The 21,800-nt window shown below is 63.5% G+C and carries 21 protein-coding genes; 11 read left to right on the forward strand and 10 right to left on the reverse strand.

Going from position 1 to position 21,800, the window contains the following annotated elements; genetic code table 11:
• Window positions 1–142 (reverse strand): LysR family transcriptional regulator (locus PSV33_RS08250; protein WP_300560566.1); only part of this gene is annotated, 142 nt, incomplete at its 3' end.
• 346 nt (window positions 143–488) lie between these two features.
• Here PSV33_RS08250 and PSV33_RS08255 point away from each other — a divergent pair.
• The 3 genes from PSV33_RS08255 (at window position 489) to queC (ending at window position 4,766) form a co-directional block, all read left to right on the forward strand.
• Entirely contained in the window at window positions 489–1,778 is a 1,290-nt protein-coding gene (locus tag PSV33_RS08255; protein ID WP_300560526.1) for a D-amino acid dehydrogenase, read from the forward strand.
• Between the two features lie 122 nt (window positions 1,779–1,900).
• Window positions 1,901–4,006 (forward strand): TonB-dependent receptor, encoded by a 2,106-nt coding sequence (locus tag PSV33_RS08260; RefSeq protein ID WP_366945588.1) that lies wholly within the window; start codon window positions 1,901–1,903, stop codon window positions 4,004–4,006.
• 52 nt (window positions 4,007–4,058) lie between these two features.
• Window positions 4,059–4,766 carry a 7-cyano-7-deazaguanine synthase QueC gene (queC, locus tag PSV33_RS08265; RefSeq protein ID WP_300560530.1) on the forward strand — a complete coding sequence of 236 codons (708 nt, stop codon included), beginning with the start codon at window positions 4,059–4,061 and terminating at the stop codon, window positions 4,764–4,766.
• On the opposite strand, the gene PSV33_RS08270 is transcribed toward queC, so the two are convergent.
• Window positions 4,767–6,605 carry an ABC transporter ATP-binding protein/permease gene (locus PSV33_RS08270; protein WP_300560532.1) on the reverse strand — a complete coding sequence of 613 codons (1,839 nt, stop codon included), beginning with the start codon at window positions 6,603–6,605 and terminating at the stop codon, window positions 4,767–4,769.
• Between the two features lie 109 nt (window positions 6,606–6,714).
• Between PSV33_RS08270 and PSV33_RS08275 the strand changes: the two genes are divergently transcribed.
• Complete coding sequence (locus PSV33_RS08275) at window positions 6,715–7,527, forward strand: crotonase/enoyl-CoA hydratase family protein (RefSeq protein ID WP_300560534.1); 813 nt, start codon at window positions 6,715–6,717, stop codon at window positions 7,525–7,527.
• A 126-nt stretch (window positions 7,528–7,653) separates the two neighbouring features.
• Here PSV33_RS08275 and PSV33_RS08280 read toward each other — a convergent pair whose 3' ends face one another.
• The 6 genes from PSV33_RS08280 to ilvA form a co-directional block, all read right to left on the reverse strand.
• Window positions 7,654–8,730, reverse strand: a complete 1,077-nt coding sequence (locus tag PSV33_RS08280) for a 5'-nucleotidase (protein WP_300560536.1) — start codon at window positions 8,728–8,730, stop codon at window positions 7,654–7,656.
• Window positions 8,731–8,748: 18 nt separating this feature from the next.
• Complete coding sequence (locus PSV33_RS08285; protein ID WP_300560538.1) at window positions 8,749–9,309, reverse strand: histidine phosphatase family protein; 561 nt, start codon at window positions 9,307–9,309, stop codon at window positions 8,749–8,751.
• Window positions 9,306–10,151, reverse strand: a complete 846-nt coding sequence (locus tag PSV33_RS08290; protein ID WP_300560540.1) for an adenosylcobinamide-GDP ribazoletransferase — start codon at window positions 10,149–10,151, stop codon at window positions 9,306–9,308. The genes PSV33_RS08285 and PSV33_RS08290 overlap by 4 nt, the downstream gene beginning before the upstream one ends.
• Before the next feature lie 141 nt (window positions 10,152–10,292).
• Window positions 10,293–11,348: a nicotinate-nucleotide--dimethylbenzimidazole phosphoribosyltransferase gene (gene cobT, locus PSV33_RS08295; RefSeq protein WP_300560541.1), complete on the reverse strand. Its 1,056-nt coding sequence runs from the start codon at window positions 11,346–11,348 to the stop codon at window positions 10,293–10,295.
• On the reverse strand, window positions 11,311–11,553 hold the full coding sequence (locus PSV33_RS08300; protein ID WP_300560543.1) for a cysteine-rich CWC family protein: 243 nt from the start codon (window positions 11,551–11,553) through the stop codon (window positions 11,311–11,313). Before PSV33_RS08300 ends, cobT begins: the two co-directional genes overlap by 38 nt.
• Window positions 11,554–11,564: 11 nt before the next feature.
• Window positions 11,565–13,178: a threonine ammonia-lyase, biosynthetic gene (gene ilvA, locus PSV33_RS08305; protein ID WP_300560545.1), complete on the reverse strand. Its 1,614-nt coding sequence runs from the start codon at window positions 13,176–13,178 to the stop codon at window positions 11,565–11,567.
• 242 nt (window positions 13,179–13,420) lie between these two features.
• Between ilvA and PSV33_RS08310 the strand changes: the two genes are divergently transcribed.
• On the forward strand, window positions 13,421–13,891 hold the full coding sequence (locus tag PSV33_RS08310) for an OsmC family protein (protein ID WP_300560547.1): 471 nt from the start codon (window positions 13,421–13,423) through the stop codon (window positions 13,889–13,891).
• 67 nt (window positions 13,892–13,958) lie between these two features.
• Here PSV33_RS08310 and coq7 read toward each other — a convergent pair whose 3' ends face one another.
• Together coq7 and PSV33_RS08320 are read right to left on the reverse strand one after the other, a co-directional pair.
• Window positions 13,959–14,576 carry a 2-polyprenyl-3-methyl-6-methoxy-1,4-benzoquinone monooxygenase gene (gene coq7 / locus PSV33_RS08315; protein WP_300560549.1) on the reverse strand — a complete coding sequence of 206 codons (618 nt, stop codon included), beginning with the start codon at window positions 14,574–14,576 and terminating at the stop codon, window positions 13,959–13,961.
• An 8-nt stretch (window positions 14,577–14,584) separates the two neighbouring features.
• Window positions 14,585–14,956: a type II toxin-antitoxin system Phd/YefM family antitoxin gene (locus PSV33_RS08320; RefSeq protein ID WP_300560551.1), complete on the reverse strand. Its 372-nt coding sequence runs from the start codon at window positions 14,954–14,956 to the stop codon at window positions 14,585–14,587.
• Between the two features lie 214 nt (window positions 14,957–15,170).
• Between PSV33_RS08320 and PSV33_RS08325 the strand changes: the two genes are divergently transcribed.
• The 6 genes from PSV33_RS08325 to PSV33_RS08350 form a co-directional block, all read left to right on the forward strand.
• Window positions 15,171–16,250, forward strand: a complete 1,080-nt coding sequence (locus PSV33_RS08325) for a porin (RefSeq protein WP_300560553.1) — start codon at window positions 15,171–15,173, stop codon at window positions 16,248–16,250.
• Window positions 16,251–16,357: 107 nt separating this feature from the next.
• A complete protein-coding gene (locus tag PSV33_RS08330) occupies window positions 16,358–17,176 on the forward strand; it encodes a DUF3047 domain-containing protein (RefSeq protein ID WP_300560555.1) in 819 nt (272 codons plus the stop codon).
• 163 nt (window positions 17,177–17,339) lie between these two features.
• Window positions 17,340–18,920, forward strand: coding sequence for an ABC transporter substrate-binding protein (locus PSV33_RS08335; RefSeq protein WP_300560557.1), 1,581 nt, complete (start codon window positions 17,340–17,342; stop codon window positions 18,918–18,920).
• A gap of 129 nt (window positions 18,921–19,049) precedes the next feature.
• Window positions 19,050–20,030: an ABC transporter permease gene (locus tag PSV33_RS08340; RefSeq protein ID WP_300560559.1), complete on the forward strand. Its 981-nt coding sequence runs from the start codon at window positions 19,050–19,052 to the stop codon at window positions 20,028–20,030.
• 1 nt (window position 20,031) lies between these two features.
• Window positions 20,032–21,270 (forward strand): M20 aminoacylase family protein, encoded by a 1,239-nt coding sequence (locus PSV33_RS08345; protein ID WP_300560561.1) that lies wholly within the window; start codon window positions 20,032–20,034, stop codon window positions 21,268–21,270.
• 25 nt (window positions 21,271–21,295) lie between these two features.
• The coding region (locus tag PSV33_RS08350) for an ABC transporter substrate-binding protein (RefSeq protein ID WP_300560564.1) at window positions 21,296–21,800 on the forward strand (505 nt) is incomplete at its 3' end.

Below are 21,800 nucleotides of genomic sequence, written 5' to 3' on the forward strand. Positions count from 1 at the left end.
GGATCGCGCCGACCTGGCCCTCCAGCACCCGCAGGCGCTGCGAGATGGCCGATTGCGTGACATTCAGGCGCTGGGCGGCACGCTCAAAACCGCCTTCTTCAACTATGGCGGCCAGGCATTCAAGGGCAAGGGGATCGTACATAGGCTTATTAGCCGTTCTAATGATTTGCCAAAGAGTTTAACGAGGCTGTTAATTTGCGGCAAGCACGGCCAGACTAGGGCCTGTTCACACTACTTATGCAAAGTGCGTTGCGAGTCAAAAAGACCATGCGCGAGGCGCAAAACGCAGCCGGGCTGACGCCCGGCAAGGCTTTGCAACGCTGCGCATGGCCTTTTTGGCCGCAACCCGGAGGGAATATGGTTAAAGCAACGCCACTCGTTGTTGCACTCCTAGCTCAGCCGCCCAGGCTGAGCGTCGTCGCGCGCCTGGATTGGCGCTGCTTTAACCATATTCGCACTTGCATCAGTAGTGTGAACAGGCCTTGACCATGAAAATCATTGTCATGGGCGCGGGAATCATTGGCGTCAGCACGGCCTGGCATCTGGCGCAACGCGGGCACGAGGTGACGGTGGTGGAGCGCCAGAATGGCGCTGCCATGGAAACCAGTTTTGCCAACGCCGCGCAGATTTCCGTGAGTTACTGCGAACCCTGGGCCAACCCGCAGGCGCCCGCCAAGCTGCTCAAGTGGATGTTTCGCAACGATGCGCCGCTGCTGTTCCGGCCCACGCTCGACTGGCGCCAGTGGCGCTGGGGCCTGGAGTTCCTGAGCCAGTGCACCGATGCAGCCTTTCGCCGCAATGTCGAGCAGATCGTGGCGTTGGGCGCTTACAGCCACGCAGCGCTCAAGGACATCGTGCAGGGCACCGGCATTGTCTACAACCGGCTCGAGCGCGGCATCGCGCATTACTACACCGACCAGGCGTCGTTTGACGCGGCCGCCCAGGCCGCCGCGCTGATGCGGGGTTTTGGCGTGGACCGCCGGGTGGTCAGCAGCAGCGAACTGTTTGCCATCGAGCCGGCCTATCGCTCGTTTGCCGATCAAATCGTGGGCGGCACCTACACCGCCAGTGACGAAAGCGGTGACGCGCGGGTCTTTACCCAGGAGCTGGCGCAACGCTGCGAAGCGGTCGGGGTGAAGTTTGTCTACGGGCACGACATCGTGCGGCTGGAAAAAACCGGCGGCGAGATCAGCACGCTCCAGCTCAGGCAGCGCAGCAGCGGCGAGTCGCTGACGTGGCGTGCCGATGCCTTTGTCGTGGCCTGTGGTTCCTGGTCTGCCCCATTGTTGCGCACGGCGGGCGTGGACCTGTCCATCTACCCCGGCAAAGGCTACAGCGCCACCTTCAAACTGCTCCAGCCCGAACTTGCGCCCTGGGTCAGCACCATCGACGACGAGGTCAAGTGCGCCATCAGCCGTCTGGGCGACACCCTGCGAGTCGCCGGCACGATCGAGGTGGCGGGGTATGACCTCTCGCTGGACACGCCACTGGCCAGGGCACGTTGCCAGATGCTGGCCGACCGCATTGAGCAGGTGCTGCCCGGCGTGTGCGACACCCGCAACGAGGCCCAGGGCGGTCAGCCCAACTTCTGGGCTGGCCTGCGCCCCGCCACACCGACCAACATTCCGTGCATTGGCCGGACCCGGGTCGGCAAGCTCTGGGTCAACGCCGGCCACGGCACGCTGGGCTGGACCCACGGCGCCGGGTCGGGCAAGGCCATCGCCGAGCTCATCGACGGCCAGCGGCCCGACCTGAGGTTTGGCTTCCTCGGGGTTTGATCCCTACTTCGCAGGGGCTATACGGGTAGGGCATGACAGCCGAGCTCACCGGCAGGCAGAATCAGCGCAACTAACGCCTCTGTCCCGTCGTGAAATCTGCCCGCCCCTACCTGTCTTCTGCCATGGCCTGTCTGGCCATGGCCGGAGCCGTCCCCTCCATCGCCCAGACGCTGGCGCCCATCAGCGTCACTGCCACCCGCACCGAGCTGCCGCCTTTCGACGTGCCGGCCTCGGTCGATGTACTCGACGGCGAGTGGCTCCGCGGCGATGGCCGCGCGCAGGTCAACCTGTCGGAAAGTCTGGCACTGGTGCCCGGCCTGCTGGCGCGTGACCGGCAGAACCAGGCGCAGGACCTGCAGCTGTCGGTGCGCGGCTTTGGCGCGCGTTCGACCTTCGGCGTGCGGGGTGTGCGCCTGTATGTGGATGGCATCCCCGCGACCATGCCCGACGGGCAGGGCCAGCTCTCGCACATTGACCTGGCCTCGGTCGGACGCCTGGAAGTATTGCGCGGTCCGTTCTCGGTGCTGTACGGCAATTCCTCGGGCGGCGTGATGCAGGTCTTCACCGAGGAAGGGCAGGGCAGCCCGGTGCTGGGCGGCAGTGTGGCGGTCGGCTCTTACGGCTTGCGGCGGGCTGACGTCAAGGCGAGTGGCGCTGCCGGCCCCATGGGCTATGTGCTGAGCGCCGGGCGTTTGAGCACCAACGGGTTTCGCGCGCACAGTGCCGCCGAGCGTGAAGGCGCCAACATGCGGCTGGACTGGGCACTGGCCGATGACAGCACCTTGAGCCTGCTGGCCAATACCGTGAAGGTGGACGCCCAGGACCCGCTGGGCCTGAGCCGCGCGCAATTCGACGCTGCTCCGCGCAGCGCCGACCCGGCAGCGACCACCTTCAACACCCGCAAGACCGTCAGTCAGCGCCAGATCGGCGCCGTCTACGAACGAAAGGTCGACGCCAGCAACCAGCTGCGTTTGATGGTTTATGGCGGTGAACGCGCCACCACACAGTTCCAGGCTATCCCCGCTCCGCCTGATCCAAGGACGCCCCAACTCAACCCGTTGCACCCGGGCGGCGTGATCGGGCTGGAGCGCAACTACGGCGGGCTGGACGCGCGCTGGACCACCCGTACCGCGCTGGCGGATCGGCCGCTGGAAATTGTCGGCGGCCTGGCGTATGACACGATGAGCGAGCAGCGCCGCGGCTGGCAGAACTTCCAGGGCACGGCGCTGGGTGTGTTGGGCGCGCTTCGCCGTGACGAGGACAACCGCGTCACCAGCCTGGATCCTTATGTGCAGGCGACCTGGAAGCCGGACCCGCGCTGGACCATCAACGCCGGTGTGCGCCACAGCCGGGTGAATTTCGACTCCGCCGACAACTACGTGGTCCCGGGCAACGGCAACGACAGCGGCAGCGTGTCTTACAGCGCGACCCTGCCCGCAGCCGGCGTGAGTTTTGCGCCTTCGGAACAGTGGCGGGTGTACGCGGCGGCAGGTCGTGGATTCGAAACGCCGACCTTCAATGAGCTGGCTTACCGCGCCGCCGGCAGCGGGCTCAACTTTGCGCTGCGGCCTTCCCGCAGCAACAACCTCGAAGCCGGTGTGAAATGGCGAACCGCCGCAGGCGCGGCCACCCGCGCCGAATGGACCGCGGCGGTGTTCCACACCGCCACCCAGGATGAAATCGTCACGCAGAGCAACACTGGCGGACGCAGCACCTTCCAGAACGCTGGCGCGACGCGGCGGCGCGGCCTCGAACTGGCCGCCAGCATGACGCCGGCGCGCCACTGGCTGGCGCAGTTCTCCTACACCCTGCTTGATGCCCGTTACCGAGATGGTTTTGCCTGCGTCGGTGCGGCCGCCTTGTGCCCGGCGCCGCAGGTGCCGGCTGGCAACCGCATCCCGGGAACAGCCCGAAACGCGCTGGCCATGGAGCTGGGCTGGCGCCCGCCCACCGGCTGGCGCAGCGGCGTCGATGCGCGTTACCTGAGCAAGGTCGCGGTCAACGACTTCAACACCGATGCCGCCGCGTCTTTTGTCACGCTGGGCGCGCATGTGGGTTATGTGTTCGACCTGGCACGCTGGAACATCGCCGCGACCGCGCGGGTCGACAACATCGCCGACCGCCAGTACGCCGGCTCGGTGATCGTCAACGAAGGCAACGGCCGCTACTTCGAACCGGCGGCCGGCCGCAACTACGTGCTCTCGCTGTCGGCCAGTTACCGCTTCTAGTGCGGCTGCGCGGGGCACAATAGCCGCTTTGCTACCGCCCGACTTTTCCGCCATGCACACCACCGCCCTTGTCCTGTTCTCCGGTGGCCAGGACTCCACCACCTGCCTGGCCCAGGCGCTGTCGAAGTACGAACGCGTGGAGACCGTGGGTTTCGACTACGGCCAGCGCCACAGCGTCGAGCTGCAGGCGCGCTTGGTGGTGCTGCGCGAAATCAGGGCGCAGTTTCCGCAGTGGGCGTCCAGGCTTGGCGAGGATCATTTCCTCGACCTGGCCGTGCTGGGCCAGGTCAGCGAGACCTCGCTGACGCGCGACACGGCTTTCAAGATGGAAAGTTCAGGTCTGCCCAACACCTTTGTGCCGGGGCGCAACCTGTTGTTCCTGACGCTGGCGGCCGCGCTGGCTTACCGGCGCGACCTGCAGGTGCTGGTCACCGGGGTCTGCGAAACCGATTTTTCAGGCTATCCCGACTGCCGCGACGACACCATGAAAGCCATGCAGCTCGCCTTGTCGCTGGGCATGGATAAACGTTTCCTGATCGAGACACCCCTGATGTGGATCGACAAGGCCGCGACCTGGGCGCTGGCCGAGGCATTGGGTGGCCAGACTCTGGTGCAACTCATCATCGAACACACCCACACCTGTTACCTTGGCGACCGCACGCACCGCCATGCCTGGGGTTATGGCTGCGGCCAGTGCCCGGCCTGCGAGCTGCGCTTGCGGGGGTTTGCGGCCTATGCGGCCACGCCGGCCGGGCGCTGATCAGGCACGGGTTTGCGTCAGCCGGTACAGCGCGGGTGCGCCTTCCGGCTGTTTCTCAAGCTCCCAGCGCTTGCCGTGAAAAGCCGCCACCGTGGGTCGATGTGCTATGGAAACAATAGCGCCTCCCGCTTGCCGGGTCTGGGCCAGCAGCCGTTCGTAGAGTATTTTTTCGGCATCTTCGTCAAGCGCGCTGGTGGCCTCATCGGCAAACAGCCAGCTTGGCTTTTTAAGCAGCACGCGGGCAATCGCCAGGCGCTGCTGCTCGCCGCCCGAGAGTTTCTGGCTCCACGCGTCCTCGTCATCGAGGCGCTCTGTCAACTTGGGAAGCAGCGCGTCTTCCAGCGCCTGCCGCAGTTGCGCATCGCTGTAGCTGCCGGCCGGTTGCGGGTAGGCCAGCGCATCGCGCAGGCTGCCGTTCGGGAAGTAGGGGCGTTGCGGGATGAACATGGTGTTGGCCGGCAGGCGGGTAGCGCCGCGGCTGAAGGGCCAGATGCCGGCCAGCGCGCGAAACAGCGTTGATTTGCCGCTGCCCGATGGGCCCTTGATCAACACATTCTCGCCGGCGTCGGCATGCAGCGAGACACCTTCCAGCAGCACTGCCCCGGTGGGCAGGGCCACGGTCAGGTCCTGCGTTTCGAGGCCGGTGGCGGAGCCGCTGGTTGCTACGGAATTCATAGCTGTCTGCGCAAGCTGTGCCTGGTTCAGAGCCGTAAAACTCTCTTCAAAACTGGTCAGACGGTCGGTCGTGGCGCGCCAGGCGGCCAGGCTGCTGTAGTTGTCGACAAACCAGCTCAGCGAGTCCTGTACGCGGCCGAAAGCCGACGAGATCTGCATCAGCTGCCCGAGCTGGATGGCACCGCTGAAAAAACGCGGTGCCGCCACCACAAAAGGGAACACCACGGCGGCCTGGCCGAAGAAGTTGGTGAACCAGATCAGGTTTTTCTGCTTCTTGATCAGGGTCAGGTAGTTGCCCAGCACGGTGGAAAAGCGGCTTTCCAGGTGCACCCGCTCGACGGCCTCGCCCTTGTCGAGCGCAATTGATTCGCTGTACTCACGCACCCGCACCAGGTGGTGGCGGAAGTCCGCCTCGTAACGCTGCTGCAGGAAGTTGAGCCGGATCTGCGGCCGGCCGATGTAGTGCGTGATGATGCTGCCGGCCGCGCAATACAGCACCGCCATCCAGACCATGAAGCCGGGAATGTTGAAGCTGGTGCCGCCCAGCGTGAAGCCAAACGGCCCCGACAGGCCCCACAGGATGCCGACAAAACTCAGCAGCGTCACCACGGCGTTGAGCAGGCCCATGCTCAGGGAGATGGTGTAGGTGGTGAACAGGTTGAGGTCTTCCTGGATGCGCTGGTCGGGGTTGTCCGGCGCGGCCGTGCCGTTGCCCCCATTGCCATTGGCGCCATTCGTCCCATGACTCGCGTAACGGGCCAGCTCCATCCGGTAGAAGGCATGGTCGGCCAGCCAGCGCTGCAGGTAGTGGGTCGTCATCCAGGCGCGCCAGCGGATCTCCAGCAGCTGCGTCAGGTAAAAGCGGTAGACCGCGATGATGATGAAGGCAAACGCCAGGTAGGTGAAGCGCCCAAGCTGCTCCCAGAACACCGGCTGGTTCTTGTCCTGCAGCGCGTCGTAAAACACCCGGTTCCATTCGTTGAGCAGCACCAGCATGTACACCGCGCCGAGGTTGAGCAGCACGATGGCCAGCAGCAGGCCGCGCGCCTTCCATTTGTCTTCGGACGCGAAGTAGGGCCGGGTCAGCGCCCAGGCCTTGCGACAGAAGTCCTTGAAAGCGGCGAACTTGCCGGGCACGGCGGGAGCCAGGGGCGTCTGGGGCATGGGAGTCATCCTTGGAGGATTGAAGGAGGCGGAAATGGCAGCCAGTGTAGTGCCGCGCCCTGTCGCGTGGGTGAATGGCCGCCGGGCCGGAACTCGCTAGGATGGCCGGATGAACACTTCCCCGCCCCCTTCCCCCGAAGGCAGTATTGACTGCACCGTGCGCGGCCCCTTGCTGCTGATCGCCATCAACCGCCCGGCCAAGCGCAACGGCTTCACGCCGAAGATGTTCCGCGAACTCGGCGAAGCCTACACGCGGCTCGACGACGACCCGGCGTTGCGTGTCGGTGTGTTGCACGCGCTGGGCGAACATTTCACCGCCGGGCTGGATCTGCCGACGATTGCGCCGCTGATGCAGCGCGGTGAAAAGGCTGTGCCGCTGGGGCTGGTCGATCCGCTCAATCTGGGCATGGAGGGTTACCGGCGCAGGGGCAAACCCATGGTGGTGGCGGTACAGGGCATCACCTACACCCTGGGCATCGAGCTGATGCTGGCGGCCGACATCGTGGTCGCCGCCGACAACTGCCGGTTCTCCCAGCTCGAGGTCAAACGCGGCATCATGGCCACGGGCGGCGCCACCCTGCGCATGGCCGAACGCGCCGGCCTGGGCAACGCGCTGCTGCACCTGCTGACCGGCGACGAGTTCGACAGCGCCGAGGCCCTGCGGCTGAACTTCGTGCAGAAGGTGGTGCCCGCCGGCCAGGCGCTGGACGAGGCTTTGCGTATCGCGGAAGCGATTGCCGCGCAGGCGCCGCTGGCGGTGGTGGCGACGCGAAAAAACGCGCTCAAGGCGGTGGAACACGGCCCGCTGGCCGCCATGCAGGACTTCATCACGGTGCAGCAGGGGCTGGCGCGCAGTGAGGACGCGGCCGAGGGTGTGCGCTCGTTTGTGGAGAAGCGGCCGGCCAAGTTTCAGGGCCGCTGAGCTTTCACCTGGTGCCATCCCGGGCGTGACCCGGGATCCATGCTGGAAGAACCATTGTTCCGTCGATTGCCCCGTCCATTGTTCGACATGGGTGGCGGATCAGCGACGCCATGGCAACCCAATCTGTCAGGACAGCGGGTTCGACACGCCGCTGACCACATGGCCGGAAGGCACATGCTGCGAGGCTGCATCGACATGGCCGGTCTGGTCGTCGAAGAAAAAGTCGGGCTCGAACTCGCGCAAAAACTCGCCCTTGGCCAGGCCGCCGAGGAACATGGCTTCATCAACCTCGATGTTCCAGTCCATCAGGGTGCGGATGGCGCGTTCATGCGCCGGCGCGCTGCGCGCCGTCACCAGCGCCGTGCGTATGCGCATGCGCGAGGTGCCGACCTGCTGCAGCCGGTGCAACGCTTCCAGCAGCGGCTTGAAGGGCCCCGCCAGCAGCGGCTGCGCGGCCTTGTCGCGTTCATGTGCCTGGAAGGCCGACAGGCCCTGCGCCTGGAACACGCGTTCGGCCTCGTCGGAAAAAATCACCGCGTCGCCGTCGAAGGCAATGCGTACCTCGTTCGGGTGCTGGTCGCTGGCATGGGCCGACTGCGGATAGACCTGGGCGGCAGGCACGCCAGCTGCCAGGGCCTCGCGTACATCGCTGAGGTGGGTCGACAGAAACAGGTTGGCGTGCAGGGGCTTGAGGTAGCGCCACGGCGGCTCGCCACGGTTGAAGGTGCCGCGCTGGATGGCCAGGCCGTAGTGCTGGGCCGAACGGAACACGCGCATGCCCGAGACCGGGTCGTTGCGCGAGAGGATCACCACCTCGACGCGCTGCGCCAGCTTCGAAGTGCCGGCGGGCGCAGGATTTTCCGACGGGCCGCCCCCAGGCGAAACAGCCCCTTTTCCCGATGAAAGGGGCAGCGAACCGCCGTAGGCTCGCGAAGCGACGAGCGTGGGGGCCAGTGTTTCGTCCAGGTTGTCGGGCGCGTCGTTGAAGGCGAGCAGTTTTTTGACCAGCGAGAAGGCCACCCCCGGTTTGGCCGGCACGTCGAGCCGGTCCAGCTGCAGCTGCATGTAGGCGGCATCGCGCTTGGTACCGGGCGCGGGCGGCTGGCCCAGGCCGTCCTCGAACACGCGGTTTTCTTCTTCAAAGTCGAACAGCGCGCGCGATGAAATCGCCACCACCAGTTGTCCGTCCAGAGTTGCTGCCATGATTTTGCCTGTGTTGCCTCAAGGGGAATGCTTCAACGATAGCTCAAGTGTGCGCCATTGGCCGCAGGTCGTTGCGTCCAGCGGCCACTGGTCGGCGCGTTCCACCTCGCGGATGCCCTGGGCCAGCAACTGCGCGGCGCGGATGATGCCGGCATGGGTGATCCACACGGCGTCAGCATCACCCAATTCGTCAAAAGCCGCGCCCACGCGCGCCATCACCGCGCGCACGGTCTCGCCATGACCGCCCACCGCATGGCCGGCAAAGTCGGCGGTCCAGGCATCGATGTCGCTTTGGGTGATCAGGTTCCAGGGCCGGCCTTCCCAGCTGCCGAAGTTCATTTCCCGCAGCCGGGCGTCTGATTTAAAGATCAAATCGGGCCTTAGCCCGCATAGGGATTGCGCCAGCTGCTCACATCTTTGTAGCGAAGACGTGCTGATCTGAAGGCCGCGCGGCAGCACGTCGGCCAGGGCCTTGGCGCAGGCAAGCGTGGCTGCGGCGTCGGCAGGCACGTCGAGGGCGCCGTAACAGCTGCCGGTCGCCAGCAGCACGGGTGCGTGGCGGACCAGCCAGAGTTTCATGCCATACCGACGGCCAAGCCGAGGTAAAAAGTGATTTCGCAGACCTGCTGGGTCGCGCCCAGACAGTCGCCGGTGAAACCGCCCAGGCGGCGCGTGAACAGGCGCGCCATCCACAGCAACGCGAGCACAGCGAAGCTGCAGGCTGCTATCAAAGCGATAGCGTTTAGCGCATAACTGACAAGGGCCAGGGCCATCAAACACCATAAAAATGCGACGCCCAGGCTGGTCAGGCTGATCTGGTCGGCCAGGGGTTTGGACTTTGACGTCGCGGTGTCCCCCACATGCGGCAAGATGCGAATCAGCAGCAGGGGCAGGCCGCGCGAAACGACGTGGGCGGCCAGCAGCGCAGCAGGCACCAGCCAGGGGTCCAGGGCCAACAGCACCTCCTCGCCGTCCGGCACTTCGGTTTCGAGCGAGCCGAGCAAAGCGATCAGCGCCAGCTTGCAGCCCACCGCCAGCACCAGTGCCAGCGCGCCGAAAGCGCCGACACGCGAGTCCTTCATGATCTCCAGTGCGCGTGGCGCCTCGCTACTGCCGCCCAGGCCGTCGCTGACGTCGGCCAGGCCGTCTTCGTGGAAGGCGCCGGTCAGCAGCACCGTGGCCACGGTGGACAAGGCAGCGGCCACCAGCGGTGCGAACAGGTTCGGGGGCAGCAGGGCCACCAGCAAGGCATACACGCCCGCAGCCACCGCGCCGACCAGCCAGCCGATGCCGGGGAAATGTGCGGCGCTGGCGCGCAGCATGGCCGGGCTGTAGCCTGCCCATTCGGCCAGGCGGCCCGTGACCGGGATGCGGGTAAAGAACTGGACGGCCAGCAGGTAGTGGCGGATGAACTGGGTCATGGCCTGGCGCCGGTAGGGATGGTCATTGCGGGCTTGACCCGCAGCCCATGCTGGGTCACTGCGCCTGTCGGTCCATGCTGCATGGATCCCGGATCGAGTCCGGGATGACCAAAGGAAGGCGTCACCGAGCCAGCCACGACGTCAGGTTTCCGTCTTTGCGCTGACCCCTGCCGAATCAAAACTCGCCATCTCGGCCATGAACAGGGCTGCCGATGGCAGCAGCGGCCAGGCGAGCAGGGCGCCCGTGCCTTCGCCCAGGCGCAGGTCCAGGTCCAGCAAGGGCTTGGCCTGCAGGTGCGCCAGCAGCAGGTGGTGCCCGCGTTCGGCCGAGCGGTGGCAAAACACCAGGTAGTCCCGCACCTGCGGCACCAGGGCGCGTGCCACCAGCGCGGCGGCACCGGCAATAAAGCCGTCGACCAGCACCACGCGGCGCTCGCTGGCGGCCTGCAGCATGGCGCCGGCCATCATGGCGATCTCGAAGCCGCCCAGCGCGGCGAGTACGGCCAGCGGCTCACTCACGTCGGCGTGGCGGGTCAACGCGCGTTGCAGCACGGCCTGTTTGTGCGCCAGTTGCGCATCGTCCAGACCGGTACCGCGCCCGACCACGTCGCCGACCGGCAGGCCGGCCAGCCGTGCCAGCAGCAGGGCGGCGGGCGAAGTGTTGGCAATGCCCATTTCGCCAAAAGCCACGACGTTGCCGCTCAAGCCGCGCATGACATCCATGCCGGCCTGCAGCGCGGCGCGGGCCTGCGCCAGCGACATGGCAGGACCTTCGCAGATGTTCTGCGTTCCCGGGGCTATTTTTCGTTGCTGCAGCTGCGGGTGGTTGGCCAGATCGGCGGCCACGCCGGCGTCCACCACCTGCAGCGCAAAACCGTGCTGACGCGCAAACACATTGATGGCGGCACCGCCAGCCAGCATGTTGCCCACCATCTGCACCGTCACGGCCTGCGGAAAGGCCGACACACCCTCGCTGGCAATGCCGTGGTCGGCGGCAAACACCACCATTTGCGGCGACTCAAAGGTGATGGCCTCGCTGCGCTGGATCAGGCCGAGCTGCAGCGCCAGCGCTTCGAGCTGGCCGAGCGCGCCCAGCGGCTTGGTTTTCTGGTCGATCTTGTGCTGCAGGCGGGCGGCCAGCGCTGCGTTCGCGGTCGGTTCAATCGTGGGCAGGAGAAGGGGTGTGTTGTCGTTCATCGGTGATTTTCTGGAGGCAGGTGGGGCAAAAGCAGGAGGCGCCCGTCGTGCCGGTTGTGGATGAGGGGCTGGATGGCACCGGCAGGAGGTGAGGCAGCTTGACGCACCAGCATTCGGCGTCGCCTCCGACCATGCCGCAGCGAAAAGTCGCGCCGCAACCGGGGCAGGACGAATTGGGTGGCATGGATGCGCCTGCCGCAGTCATGGCAAGGCCCGTCAGCTCTGCAGAAACAGCCGGTAGACCGGGTTGTCGGTCTCTTCCACATGCGGATAGCCCAGGGTGTCGAGAAAGGCCTTGAAGGCCTTGTTGTCGGCCTTGGGGACCTGCAGGCCGACCAGGATACGGCCGTAGTCGGCGCCCTGGTTGCGGTAGTGGAAGAGGGAGATGTTCCAGCCCGGCTTCATGGCGCCCAGGAATTTCATCAGCGCCCCGGGCCGCTCGGGAAACACAAAACGCAGCAGGCGTTCGTCCTTCGACAGCGCGGTGTGGCCGCCCACCATGTGGCGGATGTGTTCCTTGGCCAGGTCGTCATGCGTCAGGTCGAGCGACTTGAAGCCGTGTTTGCTGAAATTGTTGGCGATCTTGATGCTCTCGCCCTTGCCGTGCGTGGTCAGGCCGACAAACACATGCGCCTGGCTGGCATCGCTGATGCGGTAGTTGAACTCGGTCACACTGCGCGGCCCGCCGGGCAGTTCGCCGATCAGTTCGCAAAACCGGCGAAAGCTGCCGCGTTCCTCGGGAATCGTCACGGCAAACAGCGCTTCGCGCTCTTCGCCGACCTCAGCCCGTTCGGCGACAAAACGCAGGCGGTCGAAGTTCATGTTCGCGCCGCACAGGATGGCCGCGTAGGTCTCGCCCTTGGTCCTGTGGGTGGCCACGTACTGCTTGATGGCGGCCACACTCATGGCGCCCGAGGGCTCGACAATGCTGCGCGTGTCGATGAACACGTCCTTGATGGCGGCGCAGACGGCATCGGTGTCCACGGTGATGAATTCGTCCACCAGCTCGCGGCTGATGCGGAAGGTTTCCTCACCGACCAGCTTGACGGCCGTGCCGTCGGCAAACAGGCCCACATCCGGCAAGGTGACGCGTTTTCCGGCGCCCACCGATTGGGCCATGGCGTTGGAATCGTTCATCTGCACGCCGATGATCTTCACCTCGGGGCGCACGGCCTTGATGTAGTTGGCGACGCCGGAAATCAGCCCGCCGCCACCGATGGCCACAAACACCGCGTCGAGCGAGCCTTTGCCGATGGTCTGGATCTGGCGCAGGATTTCCATCGCAATCGTGCCCTGGCCAGCAATCACATCCGGGTCGTCAAACGGGTGCACAAAGGTCAGGCCATTTTTTTTCTCCAGCGTGACGGCGTGCAGGTGGGCGTCCGAGTAGCTGTCGCCGTGCAGGATCACCTCGCCGCCGAGCGCCCGGACGGCATCGACCTTGACCTGCGGCGTGGTCACGGGCATCACGATGACGGCGCGTGTGCCCAGCTTGTGCGCGCCGAGCGCCACGCCCTGCGCATGGTTGCCGGCCGAGGCGCAGATCACACCTTTCCTGAGCTGGGCGGGGCTCAGGTGCGCCATCTTGTTGTAGGCGCCGCGCAGCTTGAAGCTGAACACCGGCTGCTGGTCCTCGCGCTTGAGCAGCACCGTGTTGTGCACCCGGCGGCTGAGGTTTTTCGCCGGCTCCAGGGCGGATTCCACCGCTACGTCATAGACGCGCGCGGTCAGGATTTTTTTCAGGTAATCGGCGGGTGTGAGCGCCCCGGCGGAGGCGGGCCGGGGGGTGCCGGGTGAGCGGCGGGGAGCGGGGCGGGGGGGAGTGGACATGTGTTTTCTCGCAACCCGACATCATAGTGGGCAAGAAAAAAGGCCCAGACCTTGCGGTCTGGGCCTGTAAATCCACCCTTTCAGGGATGGAGGAGACAAGCGGTGCATGAAAACAAAGCCGTGTTCATGCGATGATTTCAGTATAGCGGAGGCATGTTGCGCTGCAACAATGATCTGTTGCGAAAAATAAACAATCGCTGCTACTTTTGACAACTATTTCTGACTTTTGAGGATGGCAATTCATGGAATGCACAGTGAGCTGGACCGGCCCCCCTGCCAGCGCGGGCACAACAACAACTTCTGGCTCGGCGATGAGTTTTCTGGCAACCACCGGCAGTGGGCACACGCTGGTGATGGATGGCGCGCCTGACGCCGCCAAGCCAGACAACGGCGGCGCCAACCTGGCGCCGCGCCCGATGGAAACCGTGTTGGCCGGCACCGGCGGCTGCACGGCCTACGACGTGGTGCTGATCCTCAAGCGCGGCCGCCACGATGTGCGCGGCTGCACGGTCAAGCTCACGTCCGAACGGGCCGGGACCGACCCCAAGGTGTTCACGAAAATCCACATGCATTTTGTCGTGACGGGACGCGGCATCGCTGCCAGCGCGGTGGAACGCGCGATTGCCATGAGCCACGACAAGTACTGCTCGGCCACCATCATGCTCGGCAAAACGGCTGACATCACCACCAGCTTTGAGCTGGTTGAAGCCTGATTTTGATGCTAAATCGGGCTGCAGCCCTTGTGAATAAAGCGCCGACAGCTATCGAAAAAATAGCAATCTAGATGTGATGTGCGGTGGTGGTCATGACCTTGGCCGCGGCCCGCATCAAGGCCTTCACCGGCGCGGGCAACGCAAACGCGCCGGCGCTCTGCGCTTCCTGGGCGTGACGTGCCTCGTCGTCCTTCATTTGCGCCACGATGGCTCGCGAGGCATGGTCGCCCTCTGGCAGGCGTTCCAGGTGACTGGCCAGATGCGTTTCGACCTGCCGCTCCGTCTCCACCACAAAACCCAGGCTGACCCGGTCCCCGAGACGGCCCGCCAGCAGGCCGAGCCCGAAAGCCCCGGCGTACCACAGCGGGTTCAGCAGTGAGGGGCGGGCGCCGAGTTCATCGAGCCGCTCATGCGTCCAGGCCAGGTGGTCGCCTTCTTCCTTGCTGGCCTCCAGGAAGTGCTGGCGCAAAACGGGGTTGCGTGTGCTCAGCGCCTGCGAAGCGTACAGCGCCTGCGCGCAGACCTCGCCGACATGGTTGACCCGCATCAGCGCGCCGGCCAGTGCCTTGTCCGCGGCGCTGAGCTCGGTGTCCTGTGCGGGCACGGTCGGGCAGGTGCGGCTGGCGCGGGGTGTGGCAAACAGGGTGCGCAGGGCGCTGTCGGCGGTAGTGATCAGAGCATCCATGGTGGTGTTTATCGCTTGTCAGTCGGTGAAAGTGCAGTTGAAATTTTATCCAGCCGGGCCTCCAGCTGACGGACACGCTCTGCAAGGGAGGCGTGCAGCATGGTTGTTTCGCTGGGCAACGGGTCCTGACTGCCAGGCGACTTTTCCATGGGCGCAGGCGTGGGCAACGGTGTCAGCCGCGCCACTTCCTGCCCGCGCCGGGTGATGCAGAAAGCCTCTCCACGCTCGACAGAGGCGATGAGCCTGGAGAAATTCTGGTTGGCGTCGCGCAGCGAGATCAGCTGGAATTTCATGGGTAATGGGTGGGCCGACAAGCACTCCATTGCGCCTGATTTCTGGCCCGGATGATTTTTTAAAAAGTAGTACAAATTGTAGTACATGAGTGGCGACAATGGCCAGGGTTTGAAAGGCGGATAAATGCCGCTTCACGGGTTTTTGGGTTTGTTGCAGGGGTGCAACGGAATTGAATTTATCGGGCCAATTCCTTTGCGAAAGCTCTCAGCCTCTGGTGCAATACATACAACTTCCTAAATGGAGGTTGGCCCGGGGATCCAAAATCCTGGAGCCCTATGTTTAACCTTGGAGAAACTCGCAATGAAAAAATCCCTAGTCGCTTTGGCTATCCTGGCTGCTGCTGGCGTGGCTTCGGCCCAGTCTTCCGTGACCCTGTTCGGCGTTGTTGACGCAGCGTACCAGCATGGTTCGGGCTCCGGCGTTGGTTCTTCCAGCAAGAGCCAGCTCGGCAATTCCGGTTACAACTCCAGCCGTCTGGGCTTCCGTGGTACGGAAGACCTCGGCGGTGGCATGTCTGCTTCTTTCTGGCTGGAAGCTGGTCTGAACAACGACAACGGCTCCGGCGCTAACACCAGCACCAACAACCAAACTACCGGCGCAACCGGTGGTGGCGGCCTGACTTTCAACCGTCGTTCGACCGTCAGCCTGGCCAGCGGCCTGGGTGAGCTGCGTCTGGGTCGTGACTACACGCCTCAGTTCTGGAACCAGACCGTGTTTGATCCGTTCGGCACCAACGGCGTGGGCACCACCCAGACCCTGAGCTCCGGCCTCGGCGGCACCACTGCAGTTCGCGCGTCGAACAGCGTTGGCTACTTCCTGCCAGGCAACCTGGGCGGCTTCTACGGCCAGTTCCAGGCTTACATGGGTGAGAACAACAAGACCGGTGTTGCTACCGAAAAAGACGGCAACGGTTCTGCCATCCGTCTCGGCTACGCCAACGGTCCTGTCAACGTGGCTATGGCAACGTCCAGCACCAAGTTTGCTCAGACTGCTACCACTGGCAAGACCCGCTCTACCAACCTCGGTGGTTCGTTTGACTTCGGCGTCGCCCAAGCCATGGCTTTGGTGACCCGTGACAAAGTTGACTCTACCCCCACCTCGGTGACGGGCAAGGGCGCTTTGATCGGTGCTTTGGTCCCAATGGGTGCCGGCCAGATCCGTGTGGCTTACTCCACCTACAAAACCGACGCTGCTGGTACACCCAAGTCCAAAAAATGGGCTCTGGGTTATGTGCACAACCTGTCCAAGCGTACGGCTCTGTACACCACGTTTGCTCGCGTGACCAACAGCGGCGGCGCAGCCCAGGCTCTGAACGGTGCCGTGACTGCAGCGAACGCACGTTCGACCGGCTACGACTTCGGTATCAAGCACTCCTTCTAATTGATGGCTGGCCTTGTGCCAGCTTCAATCAAGAAAGATTAAAAAGCCGCCTTCGGGCGGCTTTTTTCATGGAAAATCCGGATCTATACCTCTATCGGGAGACGTTGATGACGCAGCTTGACAGGGAGCCACGGTGGATTGCCTTGATGGGTGGCATGGTGTTACTGGCTTTGCTGCAGCTGGCGGGGTGTGCATCGTTGATGTCGCCGGCCAACCCAGCTTCCCCGGCTGATCCAACCGTGCTCAGCGCTACGCCCTGGGCGACAGCGTCCCCTGGAAGCGGTGTCACGCCAGAGTGGCGGCACCATCCCTTTCCAGGCAAGCAACCCAGCCACTTTCGTTATGAACGCAAGGATGGGCGCGACGCGATGGCTGCCACGTCCAGTTCGTCTGCAAGCATGGTGCGCCAACTGCTGCGCGTGGAGCCGGATGACCTGGCCAGCGTACGTTTTTCCTGGAAAGTGCCCGAGCTGATTGCGCAAGCCGACATGGCGCTGCGTGAAGCCGATGATTCGCCGGTGCGCGTGGTGCTGGTGTTCGAAGGCGACCGCAGCAAATTCTCCAGCAAGAACGCCATGCTGTCCGAACTGGCGCGCGCTCTGACCGGCGAGGAGTTGCCGTACGCAACGCTGATGTACGTGTGGTGCAACACGCGCCCGCCGGGCTCAGTGATTGTCAATCCGCGTACCGACAGGATACGCAAACTGGTCGTGGAATCCGGCGCGGGCAAGCTGCGCCAATGGGTCGACTACGAGCGCGATATTCGTGCTGACTATGAAAAGACTTTCGGTGAAGCGCCTGGCGCGCTGGTGGGCATAGGCATCATGACCGACAGCGACAACACCCGTTCCAAAACCTCGGCCTGGTATGGGCCGGTCACATTCGCCAAGGTCGCCAAGGCCGCGAAGGTCACGCAGGCGCGTTAACCGCTTGCCTGACCCGGGAGTTGCAAGCCGCCGGCGGGCGCGAATCTCAAGCGCGCAGTGGGGTGCGTCAGGCGTGTTCAGCCAGCCCATTTCAGGGGGAAACCCTTGCTTTACCTTCATGGGCCGGTTGTATATTTGCTGCTTAATTTTCAGAGAAAAAACCATGAAATTTCACCAGCTTCTCATCGCTGCCGCGGCAGCTGCGTCATTTGCTGTGGTGCCTGCCGTGCAGGCCAAGACCTTCAAGTGGTCGAGCGCGAGCGATATCCCCACGTTCGACATCCACTCGCAGAACAATGCGCTTGGCAATGGCGTTCACGCGGCCGTCTACGACTCGCTGGTCTACTACAACAGCCGCACTTTCAAGGTGGAGTCCCAGCTCGCCACCTCCTGGCGTGACGTGTCGCCGACGCAGGTTCGCTTTTCCTTGCGGAGCGGCGTGAAGTTCAGCGACGGCACCCCGTTGACGGCGGACGACGTGGTGTTCTCCTTGACCCGTGCAACCGCCAAAACCTCCAACTATGCGGTTTATACCCAGGGCATCGACAAGGTGGTCAAGGTCAACGATTCGACCGTGGACATCATGATGAAGGGCCCGAACCCGGTCCTGCTCAACCAGTTGACCGAGCTGCGCATCATGAGCAAGGCGTGGGCCGAGAAAAACAAATCCACCGAACCCAAAGACATCCGTGCCAAGGACGAAACCTTCGCACACCGCAATGCCATGGGCACCGGCCCTTTCATGGTCAAGGAATGGCAACCAGACCAGAAGCTGGTGCTGGTTTCAAACCCCAATTACTGGGGCAAGAACGAATCCAATGTGACCGAAGTCGTCTATACACCGATCAAATCGGAAGCCACCCGGGTTGCTGCCCTGTTGTCGGGCGAAGTTGATTTCGTCCTTGACCCCAGCATCCAGGATCTGGGCCGGCTGCGCAGCACCGGCAACCTGAAGGTGATCGACGGCATCGAGAACCGCACCATCTTCTTCGGCATGGACCAATTCCGCGAAGAGTTGCCTGGCTCCAATATCAAGGGAAAGAACCCGCTGAAAGACCAGCGTGTGCGTATGGCGCTGTACCAGGCAATCGACATCAATGCCATCCAGCGCGTCACCATGCGTGGCCTGAGCCAGCCGACGGGAGCGATCGTGGCGCCGCAGGTCAACGGCTGGACCGAAGGGGTGCACAAGCGTCACCCTTACGATCCCGAGGCCTCCAAAAAGCTGCTTGCCCAGGCCGGTTACCCCAACGGCTTCGAGGTGGACTTTGCCTGTCCCAACAACCGCTACATCAACGACGAGGAAATCTGCCAGGCTGTGACCGCGATGTGGGCGCGGGCCGGCGTGAAGGCCAAGCTGCGCACCTTGCCGCTGGTCACCTATTTCCCGATGATCCAGCGCTACGAAGCCAGCATCTACATGTTGGGCTGGGGCGTGCCTACCTTTGACGCCCTTTACAGTTTGCAGTCGCTCGTCCGCAGTGTGGGCACGGGCGGTGACGGCAACTACAACGTCGGCCGCTACAGCAACCCGCGCATGGACTACATCGTGGATCGCGTGAAGGTGGAGACCGATTTGCCCGTGCGTAACCGCCTGCTGACCGAGGCCTTGCAGCTGTCGAACGACACGGTCTCGCATATTCCCCTGCACAACCAGATCATTCCGTGGGCGATGAAGAAGAATATTGATGTCGTGCACCGCGCTGACAACCGGCTCGATTGGCGGCTGATCAAGGTCAACTGAGCGAGCTGACAAAAAGGGCCCTCCGGGGCCCTTTTCTGCAGTTATTTTCTTTAGGTCTAAAGGAAACCCCGGTGTCGGCACAGTGCTTGCTCTGCTAGCATTGGCTCTCTCTCAAAACCATCCCCCCGAATGTTTGCATTTATTCTCCGTCGCCTGCTCCAGGCAGTGATCGTGATGGTCGCTGTGGCCTTTATTGCATTCATGCTGTTCCAGTATGTTGGCGACCCGGTGGTGTTTCTGTTGGGGCAGGACGCACAGCCTGACCAGATTGCGCAGCTGCGCGCCGATCTGGGGCTGGACAAGCCCTTTTTCGTGCAGTTCGGCCACTTTCTGGTCAATGCGGTGCAGGGCGAGTTTGGCCTCAGTTTGCGCCAGGGGGCCAAGGTTTCACGCCTGATTGCCGAGCGTTTCCCGGCCACGCTGGAGCTGGCACTGGTGGCTGCCATCCTGGCGCTGGTGATTGGTGTACCGATGGGTGTTTATGCGGCCTTGCGCCGGGGCACCTTTCTGAGTCAGTTGCTCATGACGGTGTCGCTGGTGGGCGTGTCGCTCCCTACCTTCCTGATCGGTATCCTGCTGATTCTGTTTTTCTCCGTGGGCCTCGGCTGGTTCCCGAGTTTCGGGCGGGGCAACGTGGTGCAGATGGGTTGGTGGAGCAGCGGGTTGTTGACGGCCAAGGGCTGGCACCATATCGTGCTTCCAGCGGTGACGCTGGCTATCTTCCAGCTCACGCTGATCATGCGGCTGGTCCGCGCCGAAATGCTGGAAGTGCTGCGCACGGACTACATCAAGTTTGCACGCGCGCGTGGCCTGTCCAACCGCGCCATCCATTTTGGACACGCGCTGAAAAACACCCTTGTGCCGGTCATGACCATCACCGGCCTGCAGCTGGGCGGGTTGATCGCTTTTGCGATCATCACTGAAACCGTTTTTCAGTGGCCAGGCATGGGCCTGTTGTTCATCCAGGCGGTGACCTTTGCCGACATCCCCGTGATGGCCGCCTACCTGTGTCTGATCGCGCTGATTTTTGTCGTGATCAACCTGGTGGTTGACCTGCTGTATTTTGTAGTGGATCCGCGTTTGCGCGTCGGCTCGGCGGGAGGGCACTGACATGCTGTCTCCCCGGCCTGTTCCTGCGCTCAAGGCCAACGGCCGCGCCTTCGCGCAGATCAGCGAGTTCCACCCGGAAATCACGGCCTTTCGCCGCGACCTGCATGCCCACCCGGAACTCGGTTTCGAAGAGATCTATACGAGTGCCCGCGTGAAGGAGGCGCTGCAGCGCTGTGGCGTGGACGAGGTGCATACCGGCATCGGCAAGACCGGGCTGGTGGCGGTCATCAAGGGTCAGCACAGCAGCAGTGGAAAGATGATCGGCTTGCGTGCCGACATGGACGCGCTGCCGATGACGGAACACAACGACTTTGCCTGGAAGTCCTCAAGAGCCGGCATGATGCACGGTTGCGGCCATGACGGGCACGTTGCCATGCTGGTGGGCGCGGCCCGCTACCTGGCGGCCACGCGCCATTTTGACGGGACGGCTGTGCTGATTTTCCAGCCCGGCGAAGAGGGTTTTGCCGGTGCGCGGGTGATGATTGAAGACGGCCTGTTCGACCGGTTCCCGGTGCAGGCGGTTTACGGCATGCACAACTGGCCGTCCATGAAGCCCGGTACGGTGGGCATCAATCCCGGGCCCATGATGGCTGCTGCTGACCGCATCACCATCGACATCACCGGCCGCGGCGGCCATGGCGCCCACGCCTACATGACGGTCGATCCTGTGCTGGTGGCCGGGCATATCATCACGGCGGTGCAAAGCATTGTGTCGCGCAACGTCAAGCCGATTGACAGTGCCGTGATCAGTCTGTGTGCGATGCAGGCGGGCGACATGGGCGCCTTCAGCGTGGTGCCGGGCAAGGCCACACTGGTGGGCACGGTCCGCACCTTCAACCCGGACGTGCAGGACTTGATAGAGCGCCGTCTCCACGAGCTTTGCAGCGCCGTTGCGCTGGGCTTTGGTGCAACCGCCTCCGTGCAGTACGAACGCATTTACCCGGCCACCATCAACTCGTTCGATGAAGCCATGTTTGCAGCCGATGTGGCGCAAACCCTGCTGGGTGAGGATCACGTCGTGCGCGACATGGAGCCCAGCATGGGCGCCGAAGACTTTTCCTTCATGCTGCAGGTCAAACCCGGCGCTTACATGCGTATCGGCCAGGGTGCCGAAAACGGTGTTGGCAGCTGTTTTCTGCACAACAGCCGCTACGACTTCAACGACGACATCCTGCCGCTGGGTGCCGCGCTGCATGCCGGGCTGGTGGAGCAGTCCATGCCTTTGTCTGTGCCACGCTGATTATTTTTTTCAACAGGAGAGTCCCATGAATTTCACGAAAAAAGCCGCTTTTGCCCTTGTTGGTACAGCGCTGGCAGCTACTACTTTGGTAGCGTCCGCAGTGACCCTGCGGGTTGGAAACCAGGGTGATGCCCTCTCGCTGGACCCGCATTCGCTCAACGAATCGCTGCAGCTGACGGTGGTGGGCAATGTCTACGAACCGCTGGTCACGCGTGACCGCAACTACAAGCTCGCTCCGTCGCTGGCGACCGACTGGAAGCAGACCTCGCCGACGGTGTGGCGCTTCAACCTGCGCAAGGGCGTGCAGTTCCATGACGGCACGCCGTTCACTGCAGACGACGTGATCTTCAGCTACGAGCGCGCCAAGGGCGACGGCTCCGACATGAAGAGTTATGTCGGCCAGATCAAGGAAATCAAGAAGATCGACGATCACACGATCGACTTTGTGCTGAACAACCCCTTCCCCATCCTGCCAGAGCTGTTCACGCAGTGGCACATCATGAGCAAGAAGTGGTGCGAAACGAACCAGG

Origin of the sequence: Polaromonas sp. (genome assembly GCF_029945895.1) — a bacterium.
In the GTDB taxonomy this organism is placed as follows: Bacteria; Pseudomonadota; Gammaproteobacteria; order Burkholderiales; family Burkholderiaceae_C; genus Polaromonas.

What these genes read in the sequence shown, in the direction of transcription:
- PSV33_RS08255 (WP_300560526.1), top strand. Translation starts at nt 489, where the DNA reads ATGAAAATCATTGTCATGGGCGCGGGAATCATTGGCGTCAGCACGGCC.
- PSV33_RS08260 (WP_366945588.1), top strand. Translation starts at nt 1,901, where the DNA reads ATGGCCTGTCTGGCCATGGCCGGAGCCGTCCCCTCCATCGCCCAGACG.
- queC (WP_300560530.1), top strand. Translation starts at nt 4,059, where the DNA reads ATGCACACCACCGCCCTTGTCCTGTTCTCCGGTGGCCAGGACTCCACC.
- PSV33_RS08270 (WP_300560532.1), bottom strand. Translation starts at nt 6,605, where the DNA reads ATGCCCCAGACGCCCCTGGCTCCCGCCGTGCCCGGCAAGTTCGCCGCT.
- PSV33_RS08275 (WP_300560534.1), top strand. Translation starts at nt 6,715, where the DNA reads ATGAACACTTCCCCGCCCCCTTCCCCCGAAGGCAGTATTGACTGCACC.
- PSV33_RS08280 (WP_300560536.1), bottom strand. Translation starts at nt 8,730, where the DNA reads ATGGCAGCAACTCTGGACGGACAACTGGTGGTGGCGATTTCATCGCGC.
- PSV33_RS08285 (WP_300560538.1), bottom strand. Translation starts at nt 9,309, where the DNA reads ATGAAACTCTGGCTGGTCCGCCACGCACCCGTGCTGCTGGCGACCGGC.
- PSV33_RS08290 (WP_300560540.1), bottom strand. Translation starts at nt 10,151, where the DNA reads ATGACCCAGTTCATCCGCCACTACCTGCTGGCCGTCCAGTTCTTTACC.
- cobT (WP_300560541.1), bottom strand. Translation starts at nt 11,348, where the DNA reads ATGAACGACAACACACCCCTTCTCCTGCCCACGATTGAACCGACCGCG.
- PSV33_RS08300 (WP_300560543.1), bottom strand. Translation starts at nt 11,553, where the DNA reads ATGACTGCGGCAGGCGCATCCATGCCACCCAATTCGTCCTGCCCCGGT.
- ilvA (WP_300560545.1), bottom strand. Translation starts at nt 13,178, where the DNA reads ATGTCCACTCCCCCCCGCCCCGCTCCCCGCCGCTCACCCGGCACCCCC.
- PSV33_RS08310 (WP_300560547.1), top strand. Translation starts at nt 13,421, where the DNA reads ATGGAATGCACAGTGAGCTGGACCGGCCCCCCTGCCAGCGCGGGCACA.
- coq7 (WP_300560549.1), bottom strand. Translation starts at nt 14,576, where the DNA reads ATGGATGCTCTGATCACTACCGCCGACAGCGCCCTGCGCACCCTGTTT.
- PSV33_RS08320 (WP_300560551.1), bottom strand. Translation starts at nt 14,956, where the DNA reads ATGTACTACAATTTGTACTACTTTTTAAAAAATCATCCGGGCCAGAAA.
- PSV33_RS08325 (WP_300560553.1), top strand. Translation starts at nt 15,171, where the DNA reads ATGAAAAAATCCCTAGTCGCTTTGGCTATCCTGGCTGCTGCTGGCGTG.
- PSV33_RS08330 (WP_300560555.1), top strand. Translation starts at nt 16,358, where the DNA reads ATGACGCAGCTTGACAGGGAGCCACGGTGGATTGCCTTGATGGGTGGC.
- PSV33_RS08335 (WP_300560557.1), top strand. Translation starts at nt 17,340, where the DNA reads ATGAAATTTCACCAGCTTCTCATCGCTGCCGCGGCAGCTGCGTCATTT.
- PSV33_RS08340 (WP_300560559.1), top strand. Translation starts at nt 19,050, where the DNA reads ATGTTTGCATTTATTCTCCGTCGCCTGCTCCAGGCAGTGATCGTGATG.
- PSV33_RS08345 (WP_300560561.1), top strand. Translation starts at nt 20,032, where the DNA reads ATGCTGTCTCCCCGGCCTGTTCCTGCGCTCAAGGCCAACGGCCGCGCC.